This is a genomic window from Achromobacter veterisilvae (assembly GCF_900496975.1).
GTDB classification, from domain to species: Bacteria; Pseudomonadota; Gammaproteobacteria; order Burkholderiales; family Burkholderiaceae_B; genus Achromobacter; species Achromobacter veterisilvae.
Map to the genome: position 1 here is coordinate 15,608 of NZ_UFQC01000016.1, position 26,161 is coordinate 41,768.

Annotated in this window: 26 protein-coding genes; 22 read left to right on the forward strand and 4 right to left on the reverse strand. The window is 66.7% G+C overall.

Translation table 11 applies throughout. The annotated features are described in order from the left end of the window. The first annotated feature begins 190 nt into the window (after positions 1-190). Positions 191-739, forward strand: coding sequence for an acyloxyacyl hydrolase (locus AVE30378_RS16195; protein WP_129241898.1), 549 nt, complete (start codon positions 191-193; stop codon positions 737-739). Between the two features lie 115 nt (positions 740-854). Here the strand turns inward: AVE30378_RS16195 and AVE30378_RS16200 are convergent, their stop codons facing one another. Continuing rightward, positions 855-3,947, reverse strand: a complete 3,093-nt coding sequence (locus tag AVE30378_RS16200) for an Rne/Rng family ribonuclease (protein ID WP_129241899.1) — start codon at positions 3,945-3,947, stop codon at positions 855-857. Between the two features lie 526 nt (positions 3,948-4,473). Here AVE30378_RS16200 and AVE30378_RS16205 point away from each other — a divergent pair. From AVE30378_RS16205 to msrQ, 4 genes are all read left to right on the forward strand, one after another. After that, the gene (locus tag AVE30378_RS16205; protein WP_244235069.1) at positions 4,474-5,436 is read left to right on the forward strand and encodes an RluA family pseudouridine synthase; all 963 of its coding nucleotides are present in this window, start codon (positions 4,474-4,476) and stop codon (positions 5,434-5,436) included. A gap of 1 nt (position 5,437) precedes the next feature. Next, positions 5,438-6,106 carry an HAD family hydrolase gene (locus AVE30378_RS16210; protein ID WP_129241901.1) on the forward strand — a complete coding sequence of 223 codons (669 nt, stop codon included), beginning with the start codon at positions 5,438-5,440 and terminating at the stop codon, positions 6,104-6,106. A 167-nt stretch (positions 6,107-6,273) separates the two neighbouring features. Next, positions 6,274-7,236, forward strand: coding sequence for a protein-methionine-sulfoxide reductase catalytic subunit MsrP (gene msrP, locus AVE30378_RS16215; protein ID WP_129241995.1), 963 nt, complete (start codon positions 6,274-6,276; stop codon positions 7,234-7,236). Between the two features lie 7 nt (positions 7,237-7,243). Beyond that, entirely contained in the window at positions 7,244-7,882 is a 639-nt protein-coding gene (gene msrQ, locus AVE30378_RS16220; protein WP_129241902.1) for a protein-methionine-sulfoxide reductase heme-binding subunit MsrQ, read from the forward strand. Between the two features lie 12 nt (positions 7,883-7,894). Here the strand turns inward: msrQ and AVE30378_RS16225 are convergent, their stop codons facing one another. From AVE30378_RS16225 to AVE30378_RS16235, 3 genes are read right to left on the reverse strand one after another with little or no spacing between them, the layout of a single operon-like run. After that, positions 7,895-8,680, reverse strand: coding sequence for an N-acetylmuramoyl-L-alanine amidase (locus AVE30378_RS16225; RefSeq protein WP_129241903.1), 786 nt, complete (start codon positions 8,678-8,680; stop codon positions 7,895-7,897). 3 nt (positions 8,681-8,683) lie between these two features. Further along, complete coding sequence (locus AVE30378_RS16230) at positions 8,684-9,460, reverse strand: SAM-dependent methyltransferase (RefSeq protein WP_244235070.1); 777 nt, start codon at positions 9,458-9,460, stop codon at positions 8,684-8,686. Next, a complete protein-coding gene (locus AVE30378_RS16235) occupies positions 9,457-10,059 on the reverse strand; it encodes a Maf-like protein (protein WP_129241904.1) in 603 nt (200 codons plus the stop codon). The genes AVE30378_RS16230 and AVE30378_RS16235 overlap by 4 nt, the downstream gene beginning before the upstream one ends. A 159-nt stretch (positions 10,060-10,218) precedes the next feature. Here AVE30378_RS16235 and AVE30378_RS16240 point away from each other — a divergent pair, with 159 nt between their 5' ends. From AVE30378_RS16240 to recO, 17 genes are all read left to right on the forward strand, one after another. Beyond that, positions 10,219-10,767: a YceD family protein gene (locus AVE30378_RS16240; protein WP_129241905.1), complete on the forward strand. Its 549-nt coding sequence runs from the start codon at positions 10,219-10,221 to the stop codon at positions 10,765-10,767. A gap of 52 nt (positions 10,768-10,819) precedes the next feature. Continuing rightward, positions 10,820-11,002 carry a 50S ribosomal protein L32 gene (gene rpmF, locus AVE30378_RS16245; protein WP_043543314.1) on the forward strand — a complete coding sequence of 61 codons (183 nt, stop codon included), beginning with the start codon at positions 10,820-10,822 and terminating at the stop codon, positions 11,000-11,002. Positions 11,003-11,061: 59 nt separating this feature from the next. Further along, positions 11,062-12,129, forward strand: coding sequence for a phosphate acyltransferase PlsX (plsX, locus tag AVE30378_RS16250; protein ID WP_129241906.1), 1,068 nt, complete (start codon positions 11,062-11,064; stop codon positions 12,127-12,129). Beyond that, the gene (locus tag AVE30378_RS16255; protein ID WP_129241997.1) at positions 12,129-13,115 is read left to right on the forward strand and encodes a beta-ketoacyl-ACP synthase III; all 987 of its coding nucleotides are present in this window, start codon (positions 12,129-12,131) and stop codon (positions 13,113-13,115) included. The genes plsX and AVE30378_RS16255 overlap by 1 nt, the downstream gene beginning before the upstream one ends. Positions 13,116-13,209: 94 nt before the next feature. After that, positions 13,210-14,148 (forward strand): ACP S-malonyltransferase, encoded by a 939-nt coding sequence (gene fabD, locus AVE30378_RS16260; protein WP_129241907.1) that lies wholly within the window; start codon positions 13,210-13,212, stop codon positions 14,146-14,148. 2 nt (positions 14,149-14,150) lie between these two features. After that, on the forward strand, positions 14,151-14,903 hold the full coding sequence (gene fabG, locus AVE30378_RS16265) for a 3-oxoacyl-ACP reductase FabG (RefSeq protein WP_129241908.1): 753 nt from the start codon (positions 14,151-14,153) through the stop codon (positions 14,901-14,903). Positions 14,904-15,116: 213 nt separating this feature from the next. Next, positions 15,117-15,356 carry an acyl carrier protein gene (gene acpP, locus AVE30378_RS16270; RefSeq protein ID WP_003813816.1) on the forward strand — a complete coding sequence of 80 codons (240 nt, stop codon included), beginning with the start codon at positions 15,117-15,119 and terminating at the stop codon, positions 15,354-15,356. A 192-nt stretch (positions 15,357-15,548) separates the two neighbouring features. Beyond that, positions 15,549-16,778 carry a beta-ketoacyl-ACP synthase II gene (fabF, locus tag AVE30378_RS16275; RefSeq protein WP_129241909.1) on the forward strand — a complete coding sequence of 410 codons (1,230 nt, stop codon included), beginning with the start codon at positions 15,549-15,551 and terminating at the stop codon, positions 16,776-16,778. A gap of 492 nt (positions 16,779-17,270) precedes the next feature. Next, positions 17,271-17,870 carry an RNA polymerase sigma factor RpoE gene (gene rpoE / locus AVE30378_RS16285; protein ID WP_006389292.1) on the forward strand — a complete coding sequence of 200 codons (600 nt, stop codon included), beginning with the start codon at positions 17,271-17,273 and terminating at the stop codon, positions 17,868-17,870. A gap of 12 nt (positions 17,871-17,882) precedes the next feature. Next, positions 17,883-18,395 carry a sigma-E factor negative regulatory protein gene (locus tag AVE30378_RS16290; protein ID WP_129241910.1) on the forward strand — a complete coding sequence of 171 codons (513 nt, stop codon included), beginning with the start codon at positions 17,883-17,885 and terminating at the stop codon, positions 18,393-18,395. After that, a complete protein-coding gene (locus tag AVE30378_RS16295) occupies positions 18,395-19,456 on the forward strand; it encodes a MucB/RseB C-terminal domain-containing protein (RefSeq protein ID WP_129241911.1) in 1,062 nt (353 codons plus the stop codon). Before AVE30378_RS16290 ends, AVE30378_RS16295 begins: the two co-directional genes overlap by 1 nt. A gap of 38 nt (positions 19,457-19,494) precedes the next feature. Continuing rightward, positions 19,495-20,976 (forward strand): DegQ family serine endoprotease, encoded by a 1,482-nt coding sequence (locus AVE30378_RS16300; RefSeq protein WP_129241912.1) that lies wholly within the window; start codon positions 19,495-19,497, stop codon positions 20,974-20,976. A 241-nt stretch (positions 20,977-21,217) separates the two neighbouring features. Then, positions 21,218-23,011: a translation elongation factor 4 gene (gene lepA, locus AVE30378_RS16305; RefSeq protein WP_129241913.1), complete on the forward strand. Its 1,794-nt coding sequence runs from the start codon at positions 21,218-21,220 to the stop codon at positions 23,009-23,011. A 23-nt stretch (positions 23,012-23,034) separates the two neighbouring features. Then, positions 23,035-23,919: a signal peptidase I gene (gene lepB / locus AVE30378_RS16310; RefSeq protein WP_129241914.1), complete on the forward strand. Its 885-nt coding sequence runs from the start codon at positions 23,035-23,037 to the stop codon at positions 23,917-23,919. A 2-nt stretch (positions 23,920-23,921) separates the two neighbouring features. Next, positions 23,922-24,683 (forward strand): ribonuclease III, encoded by a 762-nt coding sequence (rnc, locus tag AVE30378_RS16315; protein ID WP_129241915.1) that lies wholly within the window; start codon positions 23,922-23,924, stop codon positions 24,681-24,683. Then, entirely contained in the window at positions 24,680-25,570 is an 891-nt protein-coding gene (era, locus tag AVE30378_RS16320) for a GTPase Era (RefSeq protein WP_129241916.1), read from the forward strand. The genes rnc and era overlap by 4 nt, the downstream gene beginning before the upstream one ends. After that, complete coding sequence (gene recO, locus AVE30378_RS16325) at positions 25,563-26,150, forward strand: DNA repair protein RecO (protein WP_129241917.1); 588 nt, start codon at positions 25,563-25,565, stop codon at positions 26,148-26,150. Before era ends, recO begins: the two co-directional genes overlap by 8 nt. Positions 26,151-26,161 lie beyond the last annotated feature (11 nt).

Sequence of the window (26,161 nt, forward strand, 5' to 3'; positions counted from 1 at the left end):
GGGCCCCGGCGGCTTTTTCATGCGCGCGGCCCGCGGGGCGCCCGGGCACGCGCCTTGCGGAGCAGGCGCGCATGTTTTGCGGAACAGTGTTTTCCATCCGCAATGTTGCCTGCGTGCGACACAAATCAAGTCGTGTGGCCCGTATTTTGCTATGTTGCGTTCTAGAGTTGAAATCTACGGAGTGATCCCAATGCAGTCGACCAAGAAGAAAATGCTTACGCGCCTTGTCGGGCTGGCCCTGGCGGCTACCGCGACGTTCGCCAGCGCCCAATCGTCCAACGGCACCCAGGGCGGCGTGAGCCTGCACTACGGCATTGGAGACCACTATCAGCGCCTGACGCTGAACTACGAAACGCCTTCGGTCTGGACCTACCAGTTCGGCGGCAACTGGGGGCGCCTGGACCTGACGCCCGAGTTCGGCGCCTCGTACTGGTGGGCGGACGGTTCGCGTTCCCCCGGCCACGTCTGGCAGTTCAATGCCATCCCCATGTTCCGCTGGTGGACGGGCGAACGCTTCTACCTCGAAGCGGGCATCGGCGCCACGCTCTTCTCCAGCACGCGTTTCGCCGACGAGAACATCAGCACGGCCTTCCAGTTCGGCGACCACGTCGGCCTGGGTTTCCTGCTGACGCCGAACAACCGCATCGGCGTGCGCTATTCGCACTTCTCGAACGCCAGCATCAAGCGTCCGAATCCCGGCCTGGACGTGGTGCAGTTGACCTACACCTACCAGTTCTGAACCGGCTGACGCCGCTACGAAAAACCCTCGGAGAAACCGAGGGTTTTTTTTCGCCGGGCCGCCTTAAGACAAAAAAAACCCCCGCCGAAGCGGGGGTCTTGCACAGCTTGCACGCTTAGTGGCGCGTCTCGACCTGAACCAGGGGTTCGTTGGAGACGGGCGCGACCGGCTTGCGCTCGCGGCCCAGGCGGACCGGCGTGTGCGTGGCGGCAATGCGCAACTGCGTCTGGGCGTGGCAGTCCGGATCGGTTTCCACCCACTGCAGGCCGGCGGCGTTCACCACGTCGTGCAGGGCTTGCGCCTTGGCCGACGGTGCGGCGGCCGGCACCACGATGGGCTGCTGCGCGCTGGCCGAGGCTGCCGCGGCGGGAGCCGGGGCGGGCGCGGCGGCCGGAGCCGGAGCTTCCTGCGGAGCCGGGGCGGCGGGAGGCGTCGCCACGGGTTCGACGGCGGCGGCTTCCACCGGAGCCGCCGGCGCTACGGGCGCGGAGACTTCGCTGGCGGGCTGCACGGCGACCGGCTGCGTCGTTTCGACGGCGGGGGCGGCTTCCTGCTCGGGTTCGGCGGTTTGCGCCTGCACGGGTTCGGCCTGCTGCGGGGCTTCGGCCTGAACCGGCGCGGCTTCCACCTGAACCGGCGTGGCTTCCACCTGAACCGGCGCGGCTTCAACCTGAACCGGCGCGGCTTCAACCTGAACCGGAGCGGCTTCGACCTGAACCGGCGCAGCTTCGGCCTGCTCGGCCTGTGCCGGCGCGGCGTCGGATGCCGGGGCCTGGACCGGTTCCGCGGCTTCGGGCTGTTCGCCGGCTTCTTCGTCGCTGCCGTCTTCGAGCTGATCGTCGCCGGCGGCCAAGCCGGATTCTTCCTGGCTGCGGCGGCCACGGCGGCTGCGGCGGCGGCGGCGCTTGCGTTCCGGATCGACCGCGCCTTCCGCGCCTTCGGCGGGAATCGCATCCGCCGATTGCTCGACGGCGTCCGCGGCTTCCAGGGAGGCTTCCGCGGCCGGCTGAGCGGTGTCAGGCAGGGCGGTGGCGACCGTCTGGGCCAGCGCGGCGACCATGCTTTCCTGTTCGCTCATCGGGGCGTCGGATTGGCCTTCCTCGCGGCGGTTGCGGCCACGGCCGCGGCGGCGGTTGCGGCCGGCGCCGGCGTCTTCCCCGGCGGCCTGTTCGGCTTGCTCGGGGCGGTTGGACGCCAGGGCCGACTGCGCGGCCTGGGTGTCGCGGTCGCCGCGGGCTTCATTGCGGTTGTGGCGCTCGCCGCGTTCCGGACGGTCGCCTTCGGCGCGGCGGCCGCCGCGCACGTGATGGCGGCCGCTTTCGCTGCCTTCCGCGCCTTCGCCGCGCGATTCGCCGCGGCGGTTGCGGTTGCGGTCCGAACCATGGCGTTCGCCACGGCGTTCCTGGCCGTCATGGCCGGAGCGGCCCTTGCCGCGGCCGGAGGCGGCGCGCTTGGCGCTGTCTTCCTGGGCGGCAGGGGCGGGCTTGGCCGTTTCGGCGCCGCCGGTCAGCCAGCCGACCAGGCGCTTGAACAGGCCGCCCAGGCCGCCGGAGGCAGCCGGAGCGGGCGCGGCGGGGGCGGGAGCCGGCGTCGAAACGGGGGCGGGTTGCGAGGGCGTGATGCCCTTGACCAGCGCTTCCGGACGGGCCTTGACCTCGTGTTCGCGGGGCTGCCAGGGGGAGTCGGTGGCGGGGGCCTCGACCAGCTCGAAGCTGGTCTTCAACTCTTCGAGGCGGGGGTCGTCGTGGCGCAGGCGCTCGATGTGGTGATGCGGGGTCTCCAGGTGCTTGTTGGGGATCAGCAGCAGGTTGACCTTCAGGCGGGCTTCCATCTTGGTGATGTCGGCGCGCTTTTCGTTCAGCAGGTAGGTGGCCACGTCGACCGGCACTTGGGCGTGCACGGCGGCGGTGTTTTCCTTCATCGCCTCTTCCTGGAGCAGGCGCAGCACGTGCAGCGCGCTGGACTCGGCGTCGCGGATCACGCCGGTGCCGTTGCAGCGCGGGCAGGTGATGTGCGAGCCTTCATTCAGGGCGGGGCGCAGGCGCTGGCGCGACAGTTCCATCAGGCCGAAGCGCGAGATCTTGCCCATCTGGACGCGGGCGCGGTCGAAATGGAGGGCGTCGCGCAGGCGCTGTTCGACGGCGCGCTGGTTCTTGCTGTCCTCCATGTCGATGAAGTCGATGACGATCAGGCCGCCCAGGTCGCGCAGGCGCAACTGGCGGGCCACTTCGTCGGCCGCTTCCGAGTTGGTGCGCAGCGCGGTTTCCTCGATGTCGGCGCCGCGGGTGGAGCGGGCCGAGTTGACGTCCACCGACACCAGCGCTTCGGTGTGGTCGATGACGATGGCGCCGCCCGAGGGCAGTTGCACGGTACGCGAGTACGCCGTCTCGATCTGGTGCTCGATCTGGAAGCGCGAGAAGAGCGGGATGTCGTCGCGGTAGCGTTTGACGCGCTGGACGTTGTCCGGCATCACCACGCTCATGAAGGCGGTGGCCTGGTCGGCGATCTCGTCGGTATCGATGAGGATTTCGCCGATTTCCGGGGAGAAGTAGTCGCGGATGGCCCGGATGACCAGGCTGGACTCCAGGTAGATCAGGATGGGCGCGGAGTTGTCGCGCGCGGCGCCGTCGATGGCCGTCCAGAGCTGCAACAGGTAGGACAAGTCCCACTGGAGTTCTTCGACGTTGCGGCCGATGCCGGCGGTGCGGGCGATGATGCTCATGCCCTGGGGCAGATCGAGCTGCTCCATCGTGTCGCGCAGTTCCTGGCGGTCCTCGCCCTCGACACGGCGCGAAACGCCGCCGCCGCGGGGGTTGTTGGGCATCAGGACCAGGTAGCGGCCGGCGAGCGAGATGAACGTGGTCAGGGCTGCGCCCTTGTTGCCGCGCTCTTCCTTTTCAACCTGGACGATCAGTTCCTGGCCTTCGCGCAGGGCGTCCTGGATGCGGGCGCTGCGGACGTCCACGCCTTCCTTGAAGAAGCTGCGCGCAACTTCCTTGAAGGGCAGGAAGCCGTGGCGGTCTTCACCGTAGTTGACGAAGCAGGCTTCGAGGCCGGGTTCGATCCGGGTAATGACACCTTTGTAGATGTTGCCTTTGCGTTGTTCGCGGCCGGCAGTCTCGATGTCGAGGTCGATGAGTTTCTGCCCATCGACGATAGCGACGCGTAATTCTTCCTGATGCGTCGCATTGAACAGCATGCGCTTCATGAGAGGGGTTCTCCGTTGTCATGACGCGCCGATATCGGCGCGTGACCTCGGGTCACTCGGGCTGCGGGCTGAAGCGGGCAAGAAAGAATGCGGACCGTACCTGGGCGGCGCCCAGGCGTATCCGCCGCGGGTCAGGCGGGCACGTCGTGCCGTGGGGCACGGGGTTCTGTCAGCAGGAGGGTCAGCTTCACTGAATGTGGTTTGACGGAAAAATTGCTGTGAACGGCAGTTGCAGCCGGAATGGTTGCCGACGCGCAACTGGTGCTTTAAATATGCGACGATTCTTGCAGTGCTTCAGAGCCGCTTGCGGCATGCAACGGACCTGCTGGGACAGCGGGCAAAATGAATGCCACACCACTATCAGGCAGGGCGCGGTTGCGCCGGCGACCAAGAGACCCAGGGACTGAACGAGCAGGCAGTACAATGGCGGCCCACGCGCTCGACGGAGTTGCGTACAGTTGCACCTCTACGTCAGGCGGCTGGTTCAGCCCCTTAAGGCTGTCCCGATTATATGTCGCTTTCCGCAATGCGCAAAGAAACTTCCTCCCCTGCCTCTCCCTCTAAAGCCGCCCCCGCCGTCCGCATGGTCGAGGTGGGCGCCGAACACGCCGGCCAGCGCCTGGACAATTATCTGGTCCGCCTGTGCAAGGGCGTCCCCAAAACGCATATCTACAAAGCCATCCGCGGCGGCGAGGTGCGGGTAAACAAGGGACGTATCTCGGCCGACTACCGCATCGCCGAGGGCGATATCGTGCGGATCCCGCCGCTGCGGCTGCCGGATCCGGGCACGCCGCGGCCGGTGCCGGGCGCGGAATTCCCCATCGTCTTCGAGGACGACGCCCTGCTGGTGGTGGACAAGCCCGCCGGGGTGGCGGTCCACGGCGGCAGCGGCGTGTCCTTCGGCGTGATCGAACAATTGCGGGCCGCCCGGCCCGACGCCAAGTTCCTGGAGCTGGTGCACCGGCTGGACCGCGAAACCTCGGGTTTGCTGATGGTGGCCAAGAAGCGCAGCGCGCTGCTGGCGCTGCACGCCATGCTGCGCGAAGGAAAAGGGGACAAGCACTACCTGGCGCTGGTCGAGGGCGATTGGGTCAACGACCGCCAGCACATCAAGCTGGGCCTGTCCAAGTGGACCACGCAGTCCGGCGAACGCCGCGTCAAGGTGGACCCGGACGGGCAGTCGGCGCACACCATCGTCACGCTCAAGCGGCGGTTCGGCGGCTACAGTCTGGTGGACGCCGAACTGCGCACCGGGCGCACCCACCAGATCCGGGTGCACCTGGCCGCCAGCGGGTTTCCCATCGTGGGCGACGACAAGTACGGCCACGACGAGGTGCGAGCGCACTTCGCGCGCATGGGTTTCGGCAGGATGTTCCTGCATGCCCACCGCTTGACCCTGGCCCACCCCGCCACGGGCGAGCCCCTGACGCTGACCGCCGAGCTGCCGCCGGCGTGCCTGAAAATACTGAAACAACTGGAGTCGGTCTGATATGTCGTATTCGCTGGTCGTTTTTGACTGGGATGGCACCTTGATGGATTCCACGCACAGCATCGTGGCCGCCATCCAGGGAGCCTGCCGCGACCTGGAACTGGCGGTGCCGTCGGCCTCCGACGCCAGTTGGGTGATCGGCCTGTCCCTGGAAAGCGCCTTGCGCCGGGCGGTCCCGGAACTGACGCAGGCCATGCTGCCGCGCTTCCTGGAACGCTACCGCACGCATTACCTGCTGCGGGATCCGGAACTGCGCCTGTTCGAGGGCGCGCGGGAACTCCTGACCGAGCTGGCCGGGCAGAACGTCCGCTTGGCGGTCGCCACCGGCAAGAGCCGCGTCGGCCTGACCCGCGCCCTGGCCGCGACCGGCCTGGGGCCGCTCTTCGACGCCACCCGCACCGCCGACGAAACGTTCAGCAAGCCGCACCCCGCGATGCTGCACGAATTGATGCAGGAACTGGACGTGGCGCCGGGCCGCGTGGTGATGATAGGGGATACCTCGCACGACCTGCAGATGGCGGCCAACGCCGGCGTCCATGGGCTGGGCGTGACCTACGGCGCGCATACGTCGAAGGAACTCGAGGGCTGCGGTCCCCAGGCGGTGCTCGACAGCGTGCCCGGGGTGCGCGAATGGCTGCTGCCGCGGATCTCGGCCGGCGCCGGGCTGTAGCAGCCCGGATTTCCGGGCGCGGAACGCCTCGCTTGCGGACGGGTCTATAAGAAATACCCGCAAGAAATAGCCGCAAGCACCGCATCCGCCGCGGAATATCATGGAGCCCCGCGTCGTCCATGGGTTGCGCGGGGCGCGATCCCGCAGGCGCCACACCGGAGACCATGATGCTGATACGCAGGCCCGACGATATTCTTCCCTCCGAGATCTCCTCCGAGGCCGTCTGGCGGTCGCGCCGCGAACTGATCCTGCGGGCCGGGCTGGCCGCCGCGGCGGCGGGCCTTCCGGGTTGGGCCGCGCGCAGCGCATTCGCGCAGGATGCCGGCGCCTTGCCGGGCAAGGCCGACCCCGCCTTGAGCGTCATGGACAAACAGACCTCGTTCGCCGACGTCACGTCCTACAACAATTACTACGAGTTCGGCGTCGATAAGGGCGATCCGGCCGAAAATGCCGGCAAGTTGCAGACGCGTCCCTGGGCCGTGAGCGTCGAGGGCGAGGCCGGCAAGCCGCGCACCTTCTCCATCGACGAACTGCTGAAGCTGGCGCCCCTGGAAGAGCGCGTCTACCGCCTGCGCTGCGTCGAGGGCTGGTCGATGGTCATCCCCTGGGTGGGCTATTCGCTTTCGGCGCTGCTCAAGCAGGTCGAGCCCACGGGCAACGCCAAGTATGTGGAATTCGTGACGGCGGTGCAGCGCGAGAACATGCCGGGCGTGCGCGCCGCGATCCTGGAATGGCCCTATGTCGAGGGGCTGCGCATCGACGAGGCGATGAATCCGCTGGCCATGCTGGTCTTCGGCGTCTACGGCAAGGTGCTGCCCAACCAGAACGGCGCGCCGCTGCGGCTGGCCGTGCCCTGGAAATACGGTTTCAAGTCGGCCAAGTCCCTGGTGAAGATCCGCCTGGTCGAGAAAGCGCCGGTTTCCTCGTGGATGCGGGCCGCGCCGCAGGAGTACGGCTTCTACGCCAATGTGAATCCCGGCGTGCCCCATCCGCGCTGGAGCCAGGCCACGGAGCGCCGCATCGGCGAGGACGGCCTGTTCTCGCCCAAGCGCAAGACCCTGATGTTCAACGGCTACGGCGAGCAGGTCGCATCGCTCTACCAGGGCATGGACCTGAAGGCCAACTACTGAGGCGGCCATGCCCGATGGCATTTCGCAGGCGCCGCCGCGCAAGGCGCAGCTTTCCGCCAAGGCGGTCGGGCGTTTCAAGCCCGTCCTGTTCCTGTTGGGGCTGGCGCCGTTCGCGCGCTGGTTCTGGCTGGGCGCGAACGACGGCCTGACCGCGAACCCGGTCGAATTCCTGACCCGTTCCTCCGGCACCTGGACGCTGGTCTGCCTGCTGGTCACGCTGGCCATTACGCCGCTGCGCCGCCTGGCGGGGCAGCCGGCCCTGGTGCGCCTGCGGCGCATGTGCGGGCTCTTCGCCTTTTTCTACGGCGCCATGCATTTCATGGCCTGGGTCTGGTGGGACCGGGGCCTGGATCCGGCGGCAATGCTGCGCGACATCGGCGAACGCCCCTTCATCACGGTGGGATTCGCGGCGTTCGTGCTCATGGTGGCATTGGCGGCCACCTCCACGCAATGGGCCATGCGCAAGCTGGGAAAACGCTGGCAAAGCCTGCACCGCGCCGTCTATGCCATCGGCCTGCTGGCGGTGCTGCATTACTGGTGGCACAAGGCCGGCAAGAATGATTTCGCGCAACCCTTGATCTATGCCTCCGTCCTGGCCCTGCTGCTGGGCTGGCGGGTGGTGGCATGGCTGCGGCGCCGCCGCTGACGGGGCCCCGCCCTACAGCATCGCCAGCATGATGGCGGCGGTTTCCGCGTCCGGCTGGCCATCGTGCAGGGCCGGGCGGTAGTGCATCTGGAACGCCGCCAGCGCGTTGATCGTGGCCTTGTCCAGCACGCCGTCCTGCGGGCAGGCGTAGCCCAGCCGCTGCAATTGTTCCTGGAACCACGCGGCGTCGGGGACGCCTTGCGATTGCAGGCGGGCCAGGTGCTGGGCCGCGCCGGTTTCGTCGTACCAGCGCCCGATGCCGGCGGCGGCCAGGGCCTTCCACGGGAAGAGGGGGCCGGGGTCCACCTTGCGCTGCGGCGCGATGTCGCTGTGGCCCACCACGTTCTCGGGCGCGATGCCGTGGCGCTGGGCGATGTCGCGCAGCAGGATGGTCAGCGCGCGCAGTTGGCGGTCGTTGTAGGGATGCCACATCGGCTTGCCGTCGGGGCCTTCGGTCCAGCCCGGATTCACGACTTCGACGCCGATGGACGTGCTGTTCATGGCGATGTTGCCGTACCAGGAACTGGCGCCGGCGTGCCAGGCGGCGCGGCTTTCGTCGACCAGCCGGTAGGTCCGCCCGGAATCGGTCACCAGGTAGTGAGCGCTGACTTTGCCCTTGGAGAGCAACTGCATCGAGCGGGCGTCGTCGACGGAGGTGTAGTGCAGCACGATGGAACGGACCCGGCTGGCCTGGCTGACGGCCGTGACCGAGGTGTCGAGGTCCAGGCCGGCGGGGCCGCGCGCGGCGCATCCGGCCAGGACTGCCGTGGCCAGCAGCGCGGAGGTCAGGCGGAGCATGGTTCAGCGGGCCAGGTAGAGGAACAGCGTGGGCAGCTTGTCGAGCTGGGGCGCGGGCTGCCGCTTCCAGTCGGCCACGCTGCGGGTCGCGATCCATTCGTCGGCGGTGGTCACCGAGCGGGCCACGCACAGCTTGGTATCGCCTTTCAGGCTGGCCAGCAGCGTGGCGAACATGGCGGCGTTGCGGTAGGGGGTCTCGATCAGGAGCTGGGTCTGGTTGTGCTTGGCCGAATGCTGTTCCCAGGCGCGCAACTGCCTGGCGCGTTCGGCCGGGTCCACGGGCGCGTAGCCGTGGAAGGCGAAGCGCTGGCCGTCCAGCCCGCTCGCCATCAGGGCCAGCAGGATGGACGAGGGGCCGACCCAGGGCTTGACGGTCATGCCCAGCCGGTGGGCGGCATCCACGACCTTTGCGCCCGGATCGGCGACGGCGGGGCAGCCGGCCTCGGAAACCAGTCCGATTTCCGCGCCGCTTTGGATGGGATCCAGCCAGGCCTTGATCTGGGCGGCGTCCACCTTGTCGCTCAGGGTGTGGATGGTGATTTCCTGGAGCGGCCGGGTGGTGCCGATCAGCTTGAGGAACGCGCGGGCGGTCTTGGCGTTCTCCGCGATATAGGTGTCCAGCCGACCGGCCAGGGCGCGGACTTCGGCGGGCAGCCAGCGTTCGGGCGGGGCGTCGCCCAGGCCGACGGGGATCAGGTGCAGGGCGCCTTTTACTGAGGTGCCTTCGCGCTGGCGCGCTGCGGCGCCATGAGCCTGCGGGGCGGCCGGGTGGTGGCTCATGCGGGCGCTCCGGGGGCGTCCAGCGGGTCCAGCCCGAATCGCGCCAGCATGCCGGTCAGCGCGATCAGCGGCAGGCCGATGATGGCGGTAGGATCGTCGCTCTGGATGCTCTCCATCAGGGCGATGCCCAGGCTTTCCGCCTTGGCGCTGCCTGCGGTATCGTAGGGTTCCTCGGCCCGCAGGTAGGCTTCGATCGCCTGGTCCGTCAGGCGGCGGAAGCGGCAGCGCGTGACGACGTCGGCTTTTTCCGCGCGCTGGCCGTCGGTGACCGCCAGCGCGCTGTGGAATTCCACGAGCTGGCCCGACAGGGCCCGCAATTGGGCCAGGGCGCGCGGAAAGTCGCCGGGCTTGCCGATGGGCTGCCCGTCCACGGTGGCCACCTGGTCCGAGCCGATCACGATGCTGCCGGGGCGGTTCGCCGCCACCGCCATGGCCTTGGCCACGGACAGGCGCAGGGCTAGGGCTTCGGGCGTTTCGCCCGGTTGTGGCGTTTCGTCCACATCGGGGGAAATGGCGGTAAAGGGCAGGCGCAGGCGGGACAGCAATTCTTTGCGGTAACGCGAGCTGGACGCGAGGATCAGGCTAGGCTTCAGGGGCATGCGATATTTGACGATGGTGCGTAAGTCACAGTATTATCTAACGTTTTGCGGCATTTTTGCAGGGACATCGGCACGGAAGTGTGTTGCCCGCCCAGGCAGGAAGCCGTGAATGCAAAGGACTGAATCATTAAGCGCATCGATGCATTCGCATTCGCCCATATGGGCAAGGAAGCGCATGGCACCATACCTCTTGTGCGGCTTTCGCGCGCGGTTGACGGATTACCCGAACAGCCGCTGGGCGATGCCGGGCTTGTGACGTGGTCTGTGCGCGGCGAAATGGGCAAGTCTGGCTTGTTGCTCGGCCGGCCGCTCCTGCATGTCCATGTGCAAGCGAATCCGGTGGTGGTATGCCAGCGTTGCAATGCGCCGTTTGCGTATCCGGTCGATAGTGAAGTTCTTTTGCAACTGGTCAAGTCCGAAGCCGATCTCGACGACGATACTTCCTACGGGGATCAGTCCGACGAGGACGACGAAGACGAAGAAGGAAAAGGTTTTGTGTCCAACCTGCCTGAAAAGGTGGTGGGTTCACATCATTTCGATTTGCTGGCCCAGATCGAAGATGAGCTCATTCTGAGCGTTCCGTATGTGCCCAAGCATGATGTATGCCCGGGCGCGCAGGCCAATGCCGGCGAAGCTTCTCCCGAGGAGCCCGCTGTCAAGCGTCCGTCGCCGTTTGCGGTGCTGGAACAACTGAAGCACAAAGATTGAGATCAACATCGGGCCGCATCGCGTACAATGCGCCCCGTTTCTAGGAGTCATCATGGCCGTTCAACAAAACAAGAAGTCCCCGTCCAAGCGCGGTATGCACCGTTCGCACGATTTTCTGGTGAACCCGCCGACCGCGATCGAGCCCACCACGGGCGAAGCGCATCTGCGCCACCACATCAGCCCCAACGGCTTTTACCGCGGCCGCAAGGTCCTGAAGACCAAGGCCGACGAATAAGGCCCCCGGGCCGAACTCGTACTCGGACCATTTCGGCTGAGCGCTGATACCTGGCACCCGTGATACGCATCGCCATAGACTGTATGGGCGGAGACTTCGGTCTGCCCGTCACGATTCCGGCTGCGATCGAGTTCGCCCGGCAATTTCCGGATACCCGGCTATTGCTGGTCGGGCTTCCCGACGCCATCGAAGCGGCGCTCTCCGAGCACCGCGGCGTGGCGCGCGATCGCCTTGAAATCGTGGCGGCTTCCGAAGTCGTCACCATGGACGACCCGGTCGAGGTCGCCCTGCGCCGCAAAAAAGACTCCTCCATGCGCCTGGCCGCCCAGTCCGTCAAGGACGGGCGCGCCGACGCCTGCGTTTCCGCGGGCAACACCGGCGCCTGGATGGCCATTTCACGCTACGTGCTCAAGACGCTGGACGGCATCGACCGCCCGGCGATCGCCACGTCCATTCCGAACCAGACGGGCCGCGCCACCACGGTGCTGGACCTGGGCGCGAATGTGGACTGCACGGCCGAGCACCTTCTGCAATTCGCCATCATGGGCGCCGCGCTGTCGCAGGCGGTGGACCATCGCGAGCGTCCCTCCGTGGGCCTGCTCAATATCGGCGAAGAAGTCATCAAGGGCAACGAAGTCGTCAAGGAAGCCGCCGAACTGCTTCGCAACAGCCCGCTCAACTTCTACGGCAACGTGGAAGGCAACGACATTTTCAAGGGCACGGTCGACGTCGTCGTCTGCGACGGTTTCGTCGGCAACGTCGTGCTCAAGTCCGTCGAGGGGCTGGCGAAGATGCTCTCCAGCGTCATCCGCGAAGAGTTCAAACGCAATCTGATCACGCTGCTCGCCGGCGCGGTGGCCCGGCCGGTGCTCAACCGGCTGCGCACCCGCGTCGACAACCGGCGCTACAACGGCGCCGCGCTGCTGGGCCTGCGAGGCGTGGTCATCAAGAGCCACGGCTCCGCCGACGTCTACGCCTACGGTTTCGCCTTGCAGCGTGCCCGCGAAGCCGTAGTGAGTAAACTGCTGGAGCGCACCGCTCAGACGGTCGCTCAGATTACCAAGCGCGTTCAATCCGGCGACGTCCCTTCGGCGCCGCCGCAAAACGTGGCTGGGGACACCGCTTGATGGATACCGCAATGAAATATTCCGTGATCGCGGGCACCGGCAGCTTCCTGCCGGAACGCGTGGTTTCGAATGACGAACTGGCAGCGGAACTGGCGACGCGCGACATCGCCACCTCCGACGAATGGATCGTCGAGCGCACTGGCATCCGGCAGCGCCACTTGGCCGAACGCGGCGTCACGACCAGCCAACTGGCCACCGAGGCGTCGCGCCGCGCGCTGGCCGACGCGGGCGTGGACGCGTCCGAGATCGACCTGATCGTCCTGGCCACCTCGACGCCGGACTTCGTCTTCCCGAGCACCGCCTGCATCGTGCAGGCCAACCTGGGCGCCAAGGGCTCGGCGGCCTTCGACGTGCAGGCCGTGTGCAGCGGCTTCGTTTACGCGATGACCACCGCCGACAGCTTCATCCGCGCCGGCCGCGCGCGTTGCGCGCTGGTCATCGGCGCCGAAGTCTTTTCGCGCATCCTGGACTGGAACGACCGCGGCACCTGCGTGCTGTTCGGCGACGGCGCGGGCGCCGTGGTGCTGAAGGCTTCCGACAAGCCGGGCATCCTGGCCGCGCAACTGCATGCCGACGGCAGCCAGGGCAAGATCCTGAACGCCGCGGGCAACGTGGCCTATGGCGACGTGACCGGCGACCCGTTCTTGCGCATGGACGGCCAGGCCGTGTTCAAGCAGGCCGTCACCGTGCTGGACCGTTCCGCGCGCGACACCTGCGCCGAGGCCGGCGTCGATCTCAGCGAAGTCGATTGGCTGATCCCGCACCAGGCCAACGTGCGCATCCTGAATTTCCTGGCGCGCAAGCTGTCCGTGCCGGTCGAGAAAGTCGTCATCACCGTCGACAGCCACGCCAATACCTCCGCGGCAAGCGTGCCGCTGGCCCTGGACGTCGCGCGCCGCGACGGCCGCGTCAAGCCGGGCCAACTGGTCCTGATGCAGGGCGTGGGCGGCGGATTCACCTGGGGCTCGGTCCTGGCCCGCATGTAGGGGCGAGCCCGGCCGGAGGCGGCGCGCGCCGCAACCGCCGGGATGACGCGCCCGACATTCCACACAGACACTGAATCAATCCATACGGTCAACCATGAAAATCGCTTTTGTCTTTCCTGGCCAAGGTTCTCAAGCTGTCGGCATGCTGGACGCCTGGTCCGGCGTCGCCGCCGTCGCGGACACCGTGGCGCGGGCGTCGCAGGCCCTGGGGCAGGACCTGGGCGCGCTGATCGCGCAAGGCCCCGCGGAGCAACTCAACCTGACCACCAACACCCAGCCCGCGATGCTGACGGCCGGCGCCGCGGTGTACGCGGCCTGGTGCGCCGCGGGCGGCCGCAAGCCGGACGTCGTGGCGGGCCACAGCCTGGGCGAATATGCCGCGCTGACGGCGGCCGGCTCGCTCTCGCTTGAAGACGCCGTGCGCCTGGTGCGCGTGCGCGCCGACGCCATGCAGGCCGCCGTGCCGGTCGGCACCGGCGCAATGGCAGCCATCCTGGGCCTGGACGACGACGCCGTGCGCGCGGCCTGCGCCGCCGCCGCCCAGGGCGAAGTGGTCGAGGCCGTGAACTTCAATGCGCCGGCCCAGGTCGTGATCGCCGGCCACAAGGCCGCCGTCGAGCGCGCCTGCGAACAGGCCAAGGCCGCCGGCGCCAAGCGCGCGCTGCTGCTGCCGGTGTCCGCGCCGTTCCATTCCAGCCTGCTCAAGCCCGCCGCCGAGGTGCTGGCCGGCGCGCTGGCCGGCGTCGCGGTGTCGGCCCCGCAGGTGCAGGTCATCAACAACGTGGACGTGGCCTCGCCGGTCGAACCTGGGGCAATCCGGGATGCGCTGGTGCGCCAGGCATGGCATCCTGTGCGCTGGGTCGAAACCCTGCGCGCGATGAAGGCACAAGGCGTCACGCACGTCATCGAATGCGGTCCCGGCAAGGTGCTGGCCGGTCTGACCAAGCGCATCGATCCCGAACTCACGGGCATGGCCATCACCGATCCGGCTTCGCTCGAAGCCGCGCTGGCCGCCGTCAACGGAAACCAATGAACATGGACAACACCTCGATCGAACTGCAGGGCAAGATCGCGCTGGTGACCGGCGCCACGCGCGGCATCGGCCGCGCCATCGCCCAGGAACTGGCGGCGCGCGGCGCCACCGTCGTCGGCACCGCCACGTCCGAATCGGGCGCGGCCGCCATCACCGAAGCGCTGGCGCCGTTCGGCGGCCGCGGCGTGGTGCTGGACGTGACCGACGCCGCGGCCTGCGACGCCCTGATCGACGCGCTGGGCAAGGAAGGCGGCGGTCCGCACATCCTCGTCAATAACGCCGGCATCACGCGTGATACGCTGGCGATGCGCATGAAGGACGAAGACTGGTCGGCCGTCATCGACACCAACCTGGCGTCGGTGTTCCGCCTGTCGCGCGCGGTGTTGCGCAGCATGATGAAGGCCCGTTGGGGACGCATCATCAACGTCACCTCGGTGGTGGGCTCCAGCGGCAACCCCGGCCAGGCCAATTACGCGGCCGCCAAGGCCGGCGTGGCCGGCATGGCGCGCGCGCTGGCCCGCGAACTGGGCAGCCGCAACATCACCGTGAATTGCGTGGCCCCCGGTTTCATCGACACGGACATGACGCGCGCCCTGGGCGAAACCCAGACCGCCGCATTGTTGCAGCAGATTCCGCTGGGCCGCCTCGGTTCGCCGGCGGACATCGCGCACGCGGTGGCCTTTTTGTCCGGGCCGCAGGCGGGTTACATTACCGGCACCACCCTGCACGTCAACGGCGGGATGTACATGCAATAAATCACGAATCGCGCGAAGGCGGCCCCGGCCGCCGCGCCGCCGCCGGATGATGGGCGGGGCAATGCGCGGTTCAACCGGAAACGCTGCACACGGGTTTCCTGCGCCATTTCGGGCGACAGATCAAGTGCGCAGTGTTATTTTTGTCACGGCCAGGCGTCGCAATACTCCGCGCTTGGCTATAATTCGCGGGATTTTTCCCAATTGGAGATCTGCATGGAAAGCATCGAACAGCGCGTCAAGAAGATCGTCGCTGAACAACTTGGCGTCAACGAAGCCGAGATCAAGAACGAATCCTCCTTCCTTGACGACCTCGGTGCCGATTCGCTCGACATGGTCGAACTGGTCATGGCGCTCGAAGACGAATTCGAGACCGAGATCCCCGACGAAGAGGCCGAAAAGATCACGACCGTGCAACAAGCGATTGACTACATCAATTCGCACGGCAAGCAGTAAGCTAGGCCTATACCCTTCCGGTGGCCCGAGGACGGACTTCGGAGCCTGCCGGAAAATCGGGGCGGTTTCAGGAATTTGCCGTGTGGTCCGCATGCGGGAAGGGCGTGGTAAAGCCCGACCCGCTTTTGCGTGGGCCGCACGTGCAGCGCATCCCGAAAACCGCCTTTCTTTTGTCTGTTTGAGGAGTCATCCGTGAAGCGACGTGTCGTCATCACCGGCCTGGGTATCGTTTCTCCCGTGGGGAACGACCTGACCACCGCTTGGGACAATATCGTCAACGGACGTTCTGGCATCAGCCGCATCACCCGTTTCGATCCCTCGGCCATCACCACGCATATCGCCGGCGAAGTCAAAGACTTCGACATCAGCACCTATATTTCGGCCAAGGAAGCCCGCCAGATGGATACGTTCATCCATTACGGCCTGGCTGCCGGAATGCAGGCATGGCGCGATAGCGGCCTGGAAGTCACCGAAGCCAACGCCGAACGCATCGGCGTGATCGTGGGTTCCGGCATCGGCGGCCTGCCGCGCATCGAGGAGACCCAGGTCGAATACCTGGCCAAGGGTCCGCGCCGCATTTCGCCGTTCTTCGTGCCGGGTTCGCTGATCAACCTGATCTCCGGCCATTTGTCCATCGCGTATGGCATGAAGGGTCCGAGCTACGCGGTCGTGTCGGCTTGCACCACCGGCCTGCATTGCATCGGCGATGCCGCGCGCCTGATCGAGTACGGCGATGCCGACGTCATGGTGGCCGGCGGCGCCGAGTCGACCGTGTCGCCGCTGGGTATCGGCGGCTTTGCCGCCATGCGCGCCCTGTCGACCCGCAACGACGATCCCGAGACGGCTTCGCGTCCCTGGGACCGCGACCGCGACGGTTTCGTGCTGGGCGAAGGCGCGGGCGTGCTGGTGCTGGAAGAGTACGAACACGCCAAGAAGCGCGGCGCGCGCATCTACGGCGAGCTTGCAGGCTACGGCATGAGCTCCGACGCGCACCACATCACGGCCCCCGACAAGGACGGCCCGCGCCGCGGCGTTCTGAACGCGCTGCGCAATGGCGGCCTGAACGCGGAAGACATCCAGTACGTCAACGCCCACGGTACCTCGACGCCCCTGGGCGACAAGAACGAGACCGACGCGCTGAAGCTGGCCTTCGGCGACCACGCCAAGAAGCTGGTGGTCAACTCGACCAAGTCCATGACCGGGCACCTGCTCGGCGCGGCCGGCGGCATCGAGGCGGTGTTCACCACCCTGGCCGTGTACAACCAGGTCTCGCCTCCGACGATCAACATCTTCAATCAAGATCCCGAATGCGATCTGGATTACTGCGCCAACGAAGCGCGGCAGATGAAGATCGACGTGGGCCTGTCCAACTCGTTCGGCTTCGGCGGCACCAACGGCTCCATGGCCGTTCGCCGGGTCTGATTTGGAAGACCCGGTCGGGGGGCGCTGGTCGTTCCGCGTGCCTGTCTCGCATCCGAGGGGCGCCAAGGTGATTTACGCCCTGGCGCTGGCCTCGGCCGCGGGCAGCGCGCTGACGGCCGCGTCCTGGCACGGCCTGCCCTGGGCGGCGGGCGCGGCGGTCGCGCTCCTGCTTGCGTTGGCAGGGCTGTTACACTCGGCACGGAGCGGCCCGTCCCCGGTATCGGCGCTGCGTACGGCGGCCGGGGCAGGGCGCTGGCAGTTGCGGCTGCCGCAAGGCTGGCAGGACGCAAGTCTCCTGGACCGGCAGCGCGGCCCCCGCTGGCTTACGCTCACTTTGCAGCCCTTGCCCACCGGGAGTACGGCCTTTACCCCTAGCAAAATCACTCTCACCGTCTGGCAGCGGACGTTGCGACCCGAGTCCTGGCGGCGCCTTTGCCTGCTGACGGGCACGGCGCGGCGCGCGCGGCCGGCGGCCGGCCCGCGGGAGGCCTCATGAGCGAGCGCGAAGTCGACGCCGAGCTTGTCGCGCGCGTTCAGCGAGGCGACAAGAAGGCATTCGACCTGCTGGTGCTCAAGTACCAGCGCAAGATTCTCCGTCTGCTGGCCCGGATGATCCGCGACCCCGCCGAAATCGAGGACGTGGCCCAGGAAGCGTTCATCAAGGCCTATCGCGCCTTGCCCCAGTTCCGGGGGGAGAGCGCCTTCTACACTTGGCTGTATCGTATCGCCATCAATACGGCGCGGAACTGGCTGGCCTCCCAGGGCCGGCGCCCCAGCGCGCCCAACGCGATAGAAACGGAAGACGGTGAAACTTTTAACGAAACCGACAACCTAACCGATATAAGCACGCCGGAATCCATGGTCGCCAGCCGCGAAATCGCCGAGACGGTGAACGCGGCTATCGAGGAATTGCCTGAAGAATTGCGCACCGCAATCGTCCTGCGTGAAATCGAAGGTATGAGTTACGAAGACATCGCCCAGAGCATGGATTGCCCGATAGGTACGGTGCGTTCCCGCATTTTTCGTGCGCGTGAAGCCATCGCCACCAAATTGCGCCCATTGCTAGGCACCGATGCCGAGCGTCGCTGGTAAGGAGTGGCAGTCATGCAAACAGCAGCCAAATCCGTCGTGATCTCCGAGTCCTCCTGGGAGGAGTCGGTCTCCGCCTGGATGGACGGAGAGGAATCCGACGATATTTTTCCCGGCTTGTTGTCCCGAGAGGGACGCCAGACCTGGGACACCTATCACTTGATCGGTGATTCCCTGCGCAACGCCGATCTGGCGCTGACCCCCAGCGCGGCTTTCCAGTCGCGGCTGGCACGGGCCCTGGATGCGGAATTGCCCATCGTTGCGGCGCCTCGGCGCCGTTCGCCTTTGCGCCTGGGCCTGTCCGGCCTGGCCGTGGCCGCCGCGGTGGCTACCGTCGCCTGGGTGGCGCAGCCCTATCTGACCGGCGAGCCGGGCGGGGAAGTGCGCGTGCTGGCCGACGCCAGCTCGCCGGCATCGGCGTCCGCCGCGGACGATTCGGGCTTGCGCGACTACCTGGAGGCCCACCGCCAGATGGCCGGCCCCAGCGCCGTCCGGCAGGTGTCGTTCGACATGGGAGCGGGGCGTTGATGGCGCTTGTGCTTCCATCACGCTGGCCGGTACTGGGTCTGGGACGCGCCGCTACGCTGCAGGCCCATCGCGCCGGCTGGTTTGCCGCAACGCTCCTGGCCGCTTTCCTGGCGGCGCACGAACCGGCGCGAGCCGCCGACGCGGCGCCCGCCGCCGATGACGTGGTCCAGTTGCTGACCCGCATCCAGCAGGCGGCGCGCAAGCAGGACTACGCGGGCGTCTTCATGTATCAGCAAGGCGAGACGATCCAATCCTCGCGCCTGGTGCACGTCCTGGACGGCACCGGCGAGCGCGAGCGCCTGGAGATCCTCGACGGCCAGCCCCGCGAATACCTGCGCCACAACGACGACGTGCAGTGCCTGATCCCCGAGCGCAAGACGGTGCTGATCGAGCGCCGCCGGGGCGACCGCTTTCCCGGGCTGCTGCTCGGAGACGCGGCCAATCTGCCCGAAAACTACAAGATCCGCGCCGAACCCGCCCTGCATCGCGTCGCCGGCCGGGAATGCCGCCTGATCACGATAGAACCGCTGGACAAGCTGCGCTACGGCTACCGGCTGTGCGCGGACGTCGAAACCAATCTGCTGCTCAAGGCCCAGACCCTGAACGCCGCGCGCGGCGTGGTGGAACAGGTATCGTTCACCTCGCTGCGCCTGGGCCCGGAAGTCGATCCCCAGCTCCTGACCTCGCGCTGGAGCACGCGCGACTGGAAGGTGCTCGAACCCTCCATGAAGCCGGTGGACCTCGCCGCCCAGGGCTGGCGCATTCCGGCCCCCAAGGGCTTCAAGACGGTCATGCAGGTGGCCCGGTCCATGGGGCGCGGCGCCACGGTCAGCCAGATGGTGCTGTCCGACGGGCTGGCGGCCATTTCCGTGTTCATCGAACCCTACGACAGCCAGCGCGGCCACCGTCCGCCGCATGGCGCCGCGCAACGGGGTTCCATTACCGTCTATGGCACGCGCATCGCGGATTTCTGGCTGACCGCCGTGGGCGAAGTGCCCGTGGCCACGCTGGAACAGCTTGCCGAGTCCACAGAATACGTGCCTGCCGCCGGGTCCAAGTGATCGCCAGGCGCGGCGCGCAGCAATTTCGGAGTAAGTCTATGAAAGCAATGACAGTGTCGAACGCGTTTTTCCGGCGCTTTCTGGCGGCGGCGGCGCTGGGCGTGACGATGGCCGTCGCCCAGGCGCCGGCGGCCCACGCCGAGTCGCCCGGAGTGATGCTGCCCGATTTCACGAGCATCGTCGAAAAGGCCGACCCCGCGGTCGTGAACATCCGCACCACGGCGACCGTGCCGGTGCGCGGGATGGGGCCCGGCGGCGGCAATGACCCGTACGAACTGTTCCGCTGGTTCTTCGGCCCCGAATTCCAGCCCCCGGGCGGCGGTGGCGGCGCGCCGACGCCGCGCCAGCGTCCGCAGCCCCAGCCCGAAGAGCGCACCGTGCCGCGCGGCGTGGGCTCGGGCTTCTTCATCTCCGAAGACGGCTACATCCTGACCAACAACCACGTGGTCGTGGACGCGACGGACATCTACGTCACCCTGACCGACGGCCGCGAGTTCAAGGCCAAGGTGATCGGCACGGACGAACGCACCGACGTGGCGCTGATCAAGATCGAAGCCAAGGACATGACCCCGCTGGTCATCGGCGACCCCAAGAAGCTCAAGAAGGGCCAGTGGGTGCTGGCCATCGGTTCGCCGTTCGGCCTGGACTCCACCGTAACGTCGGGCATCGTCAGCGCCATCGGCCGCGATACCGGCGAATACCTGCCGTTCATCCAGACCGACGTGGCGGTCAACCCCGGCAATTCGGGCGGTCCGCTGATCAACCTGGACGGCGAAGTGGTGGGCATCAATTCCCAGATCATTTCGCGCAGCGGCGGCTTCATGGGCATTTCGCTGGCTATCCCGATCGACGAGGCCATGCGGGTCGTGGACCAGTTGCGCGCCACGGGCAAGGTCACGCGCGGCCGCGTCGGCGTGCAGATCGGCGAAGTGGGCAAGGACGTGGCCGAAGCCATCGGCCTGCCCAAGGCCGAGGGCGCGCTGGTGAGCAGCGTGGAAGCCGAAGGCCCCGCCGAGCAGGCGGGCGTGCAGCCGGGCGACGTGATCCTGAAGTTCAACAATGAACCGATCAAGCGCTGGTCCGACCTGCCGCGCATCGTGGGCGAAACCAAGCCGGGCACCCGCGCCGACATGCAGGTGTGGCGCAAGGGCAAGACCCTGACGCTGAGCGTCAAGGTCGGGGAGATCCCGACCGAGAAGACGCCCGCCGCGGGCAAGCCGGGCGCCGCGCCCGCGCCCGAGGCCACCAATGCGCTGGGCCTGGGCGTGGCCGACGTGCCCGCCGACGTGCAGAAGAAGCTGCGCATCAAGGGCGGCGTCCAGGTGAAGGTCGCCGAAGGCGCGGCCGCCAAGGCGGGGTTGCAGGAAGGCGACATCGTGCTGGCCCTGAACGACACCGACGTCACCGGCGCCAAGCAATTCGGCGAACTCGTCTCCAAGCTGGACAAGGGACGGGCCGCGGGCCTGCTGGTCCGCCGCGGCGACCAGACGCAATGGGTGGCGGTGCCGGCGTCGAAGTGATGCGCGTGCGGCCCCTCCTTCGGCAAGAGGGAGGGAGCCTGTTTTTTGCCTTGGAGCGGCCCAACGGCAAAAAAGGCCCAAGAACGGCTAAAATGCCTGATTGCCGCAAGAGGGGGCGCATGGCGCCCCCTCGTTTTGCCCGGGCTATGCCCACAGGCACCCCTCACGTCAGCCGTGCGTACTCCGGCGGCGGTGTCTTCCGGCCCTGTGCCGAGTGTTCCGTCCCCTTATAATTTCAAGCATGCAGCATATCCGCAACTTCTCCATCATTGCCCACATCGATCACGGCAAATCGACCCTGGCCGATCGCCTGATCCAGCGCTGCGGGGGATTGGCGGACCGCGAAATGTCGGCGCAGGTCCTCGACTCGATGGAAATCGAGCGCGAGCGCGGCATCACCATCAAGGCGCAGACGGCCGCCCTGCACTACAAGGCGCAGGATGGCAAGGTCTACAATCTGAACCTGATCGATACCCCGGGGCACGTGGACTTCTCGTATGAAGTCAGCCGTTCCCTGTCGGCGTGCGAAGGCGCGCTGCTGGTGGTCGACGCCTCGCAAGGCGTCGAAGCCCAGACCGTGGCCAACTGCTATACCGCCATCGAACTGGGCGTGGAAGTGCTGCCGGTGCTGAACAAGATGGACCTGCCGCAAGCCGACCCCGAAGGCGCGCGCCAGGAAGTCGAGGACGTGATCGGCATCGACGCGTCGCAGGCGGTGCTGGCCAGCGCCAAGACCGGCATGGGCATCGACGAGATCCTGGAAATGGTCGTTGCCCGCGTGCCGCCTCCCAAGGGCGATCCGGAGGCGCCGCTGCAGGCGTTGATCATCGATTCGTGGTTCGACAACTACGTGGGCGTGGTGATGCTGGTGCGCATCATCAACGGCGTGCTCAAGCCCAAGGACAAGATCCTGCTGATGGCCTCTGGCGCCACCCACCTGTGCGAGCAGACCGGCGTGTTCACGCCGAAGTCGCAGCAGCGCCCGCACCTGTCGGCGGGCGAGGTGGGCTTCATCATCGCCGGCATCAAGCAACTGGAAGACGCCAAGGTGGGCGACACGGTCACGCTGGCCAACAAGCCGGCCGCCTCGCCGCTGCCCGGCTTCAAGGAAGTCAAGCCGCAGGTGTTCGCCGGCCTGTATCCAGTGGAAAGCTCGGAATACGACCAACTGCGCGATTCGCTCGACAAGCTCAAGCTGAACGATTCGGCGCTGATGTTCGAGCCCGAAGTCTCGCAGGCCCTGGGCTTCGGCTTCCGTTGCGGCTTCCTGGGGCTGCTGCACATGGAAATCGTGCAGGAGCGCCTGGAGCGCGAGTTCGACATGGACATCATCACGACGGCGCCGTCGGTGGTGTACGAGGTCGAGCAGCGCGACGGCTCCGTGATCACGGTGGAAAGCCCGTCGCGCATGCCGGAAGTGGGCAAGATCGCCGACATCCGCGAGCCCATCGTGAAGGTCACGCTGTTCATGCCGCAGGACTACGTGGGCCCGGTCATGACACTGTGCAACAACAAGCGCGGCGTCCAGGTCAACATGAGCTACCACGGCCGCCAGGTCCACCTGGTGTACGAGATCCCGCTGGCCGAGATCGTGCTGGACTTCTTCGATAAGCTGAAGTCGGTCTCGCGCGGCTACGCGTCCATGGACTACGAGTTCCTGGAATACCGCTCCGCCGACGTGGTGCGCGTGGACCTGCTGATCAACAACGACCGCGTCGACGCGCTGGCCGTGATCGTCCACCGCAGCAATGCGCGCCATCGCGCCCGCGACGTGGTCACGCGCATGCGCGGCCTGATTCCGCGCCAGATGTTCGACGTGGTCATCCAGGCCGCCATCGGCGCGGAGATCATCGCGCGCGAAAACGTGAAGGCGCTGCGCAAGAACGTGCTGGCCAAGTGCTACGGCGGCGATATCTCGCGCAAGAAGAAGCTGCTTGAAAAGCAGAAGGCCGGCAAGAAGCGCATGAAGCAGGTGGGTAGCGTGGAAATCCCGCAGGAGGCGTTCCTGGCCATCCTGCAAGTGGAAGACAAATAGAACCAAAAGAAGGCGGTTAGCTGATGAGTTGGAACTTTGCCCTGATCCTGTTTGTGTTGCTGGTGTTGACCGGCATTATCTGGGTGCTCGATCTGGCAGTGCTGCGCCGAGGCCGGGAGCGCCGGGCCCAGGCGGCGATGGCGCAATACGATGCGGCCCTGGTCGGAGACGCCCAGGAAGCCGAACGGCTGCGCCGCGAGGCGGGCGACGCCGCGCGCCGCATGCCCTGGTGGGTCGAATACGCGGTCAGCTTCTTTCCCGTCATCCTGTTCGTGTTCGTGCTGCGTTCGTTCGTGGTGGAGCCGTTCCGCATCCCGTCGGGCTCGATGCTGCCGACGCTGCAATCGGGCGACCTGATCCTGGTGAACAAGTTCAGCTACGGCTTGCGCCTGCCGGTCATCGACAAGAAGGTCATCGAGGTGGGCAAGCCCCAGCGCGGCGACGTCTTCGTGTTCCGCTACCCCGTGGATCCGGACGTCGACTACATCAAGCGCGTCGTGGGCCTGCCGGGCGACGAGATCGCCTACCTGGACAAAAAGCTGTACATCAACGGCGAATTGGTGCCGCATGTGCGCGACGGGGACTATTTCGAACCCGATCGTGTTTCTTATATTGCGCAATATAAGGAGAAATTGGGCGACGTTGAGCACAAGATATTGCTGGATGAGGGTAAACCCCAGGAATACGCGCCGATGTGGCAATTTCCCAACCGCCAAAACTGCCAATACAGCCGCAATGGGGTACGCTGCAAAGTACCCGAAGGCCAATTTTTCGCAATGGGCGATAATCGGGACAACAGCGCGGACAGCCGATACTGGGGCTTCGTTCCGGAATCCAATATCGTCGGGCGCGCATTCTTCATCTGGATGAATTTCAGCGATCTCAGCCGCATTGGCCGGTTCAACTGATTATGTCGCTAGCCACGCTAGAAAACCGCCTGGAGCACCACTTCGGTGATCCGGCCTTGCTTGAACAGGCGCTGACGCATCGCAGTCACGGTGCGCGCCACAACGAGCGATTGGAATTCCTGGGGGATTCCGTGCTGAACTTCGTCGTCGCGGCGATGCTGTTCGAGCGCTATTCCAAGATCGACGAAGGCGACCTGTCGCGCCTGCGGGCCAATCTGGTCAAGCAGGCTTCGCTGGCGGATATCGCCCAGCGGCTGGAATTGTCGCAATACCTGCGCCTGGGCGAAGGCGAATTGAAGAGCGGCGGTTTCCGCCGCCCCTCCATCCTGGCGGACACGGTCGAGGCGCTGTTCGGCGCCGTTTTCCTGGACGCCGGTTTCGATGCCGCCCGCCGCGTGATCGTGCGCCAGTACCAGCCGGTGCTGGCGTCCGTGGATCCCAAGACCCTCGGCAAGGACGCCAAGACCTTGCTGCAGGAATTCCTGCAGGGCCGCAAGCTGGCGCTGCCGCTGTATACGGTGGTGGCCACGCACGGCGCGGCCCACAGCCAGCAGTTCGAAGTCGAATGCGCCATCCCGGCGCTCGAAATCAAGGTGACGGCGCCTGGCGCCAGCCGCCGCGCCGCCGAGCAATCGGCGGCCAAGCTGGCGCTGGAGGCCGCGTTGGCCGTCAGCCCGGCCGCCAAGGCTGCCCGCAAGTCGGGCAAGGCGCGCAAAACCGCGCAATTGTCGCTGCCCGTGGCAGTGGCTCAAGAGACTAAATGAGCGATACCCCTTTCCGTACCGGCTTCGTTGCCATCGTCGGCCGTCCCAACGTGGGCAAGTCCACGCTGACCAACGCCCTGATCGGTTCCAAGATTTCCATCGTGTCGCGCAAGGCGCAGACCACGCGCCACCGCATCCATGGTGTGCTGACGCGCGAACACGAGCAATTCGTCTTCGTCGACACCCCCGGTTTCCAGACACGCCACGGCGGCGCCATGAACCGCATGATGAACCGCGTGGTCACGCAGGCCCTGGCCGACGTGGACGTGGTCGTGCACGTGGTGGAAGCAGGCAAGTGGTCCGAAGGCGACGCCAAGCTGCTGCCGCTGCTGCCTTCGCCGGAGCGCACGATCCTGGTCGTCTCCAAGATCGACGCGCTGAAGAACCGCGACGACCTGTTCGCGTTCGTGTCGAAGATCATGGCGCTGCATCCGTTCGGCGCCGTGGTGCCGGTCAGCGCCACCAAGAACCAGCAACTGGACCAGTTGCTGGAGGAAATCGCGTCCCGCCTGCCGGAAGGCGAGGCGATGTTCGAAGAGGACACGCTGACCGACCGCCCCATGCGCTTCATCGCGGCCGAACTGGTGCGCGAGAAGATCTTCCGCCTGGTGGGCGACGAGCTGCCCTATGGCTGTACCGTGGTCATCGAACAATGGGAAGAGACCAGCAAGGGCGCGAGCATCAACGCCTGCGTGGTGGTCGAACGCGACAGCCACAAGCCGATCCTGCTGGGCACGGGCGGCATGCACATGAAGCGCATCGCGACGGAGGCGCGGCAGGACATCGCCAAGCTGCTGGACAAGCCGGTGCACCTGGAGGTCTACATCAAGGTGCGCAAGGGCTGGTCCGACCGCGAGGGTGCGCTGCGCGACCTGGGCTATGAGTAGACGGGCGCCTCGCGTCCAGGATCGCCCGGGATATATGCTGCACGCCACCGCGTGGCGCGAGACTTCCCTCATCGTTCAGACTTTCTCGCGCGAGCACGGCTGTGTGGCCATGGTCGCCAAGGGCGCGAAGCGCCCGTACTCCGTGCTGCGTCCGGTGCTGTCCGCGTTCCAGCCCCTGCTGCTGTCCTGGACCGGCAATGGCGAAGTCAAGACGCTGACGCGCGCCGAGATCGCCGGCATCCGGCCGCTGACCGGCACCGCGCTGATGTCGGCCTGGTACATGAACGAACTGCTGCTCCGGCTGCTGCCGCGCGAAGACGCCCATCCGCTGCTGTTCGACGCCTACGACACCGCCCTGCAGCAGTTGTCGGGCGGCACCCGAGCCGCCGGCGCGCTGCGCCGCTTCGAATGGACGCTGCTGCGCGAGACCGGCTATGGCGTGGACGAAGCGCCGCCCGATTTCGACGACCCGGCGATCGAACCCGCCTTGCGCCGCGACCTGCGCGAGCGCCTGGCCGAAATCCTGGCCGGCCGGCCGCTGTCGACCCGGCGCGTGCTGCTGGACCTGCAGCGCATTTGAGCGCATCGTGT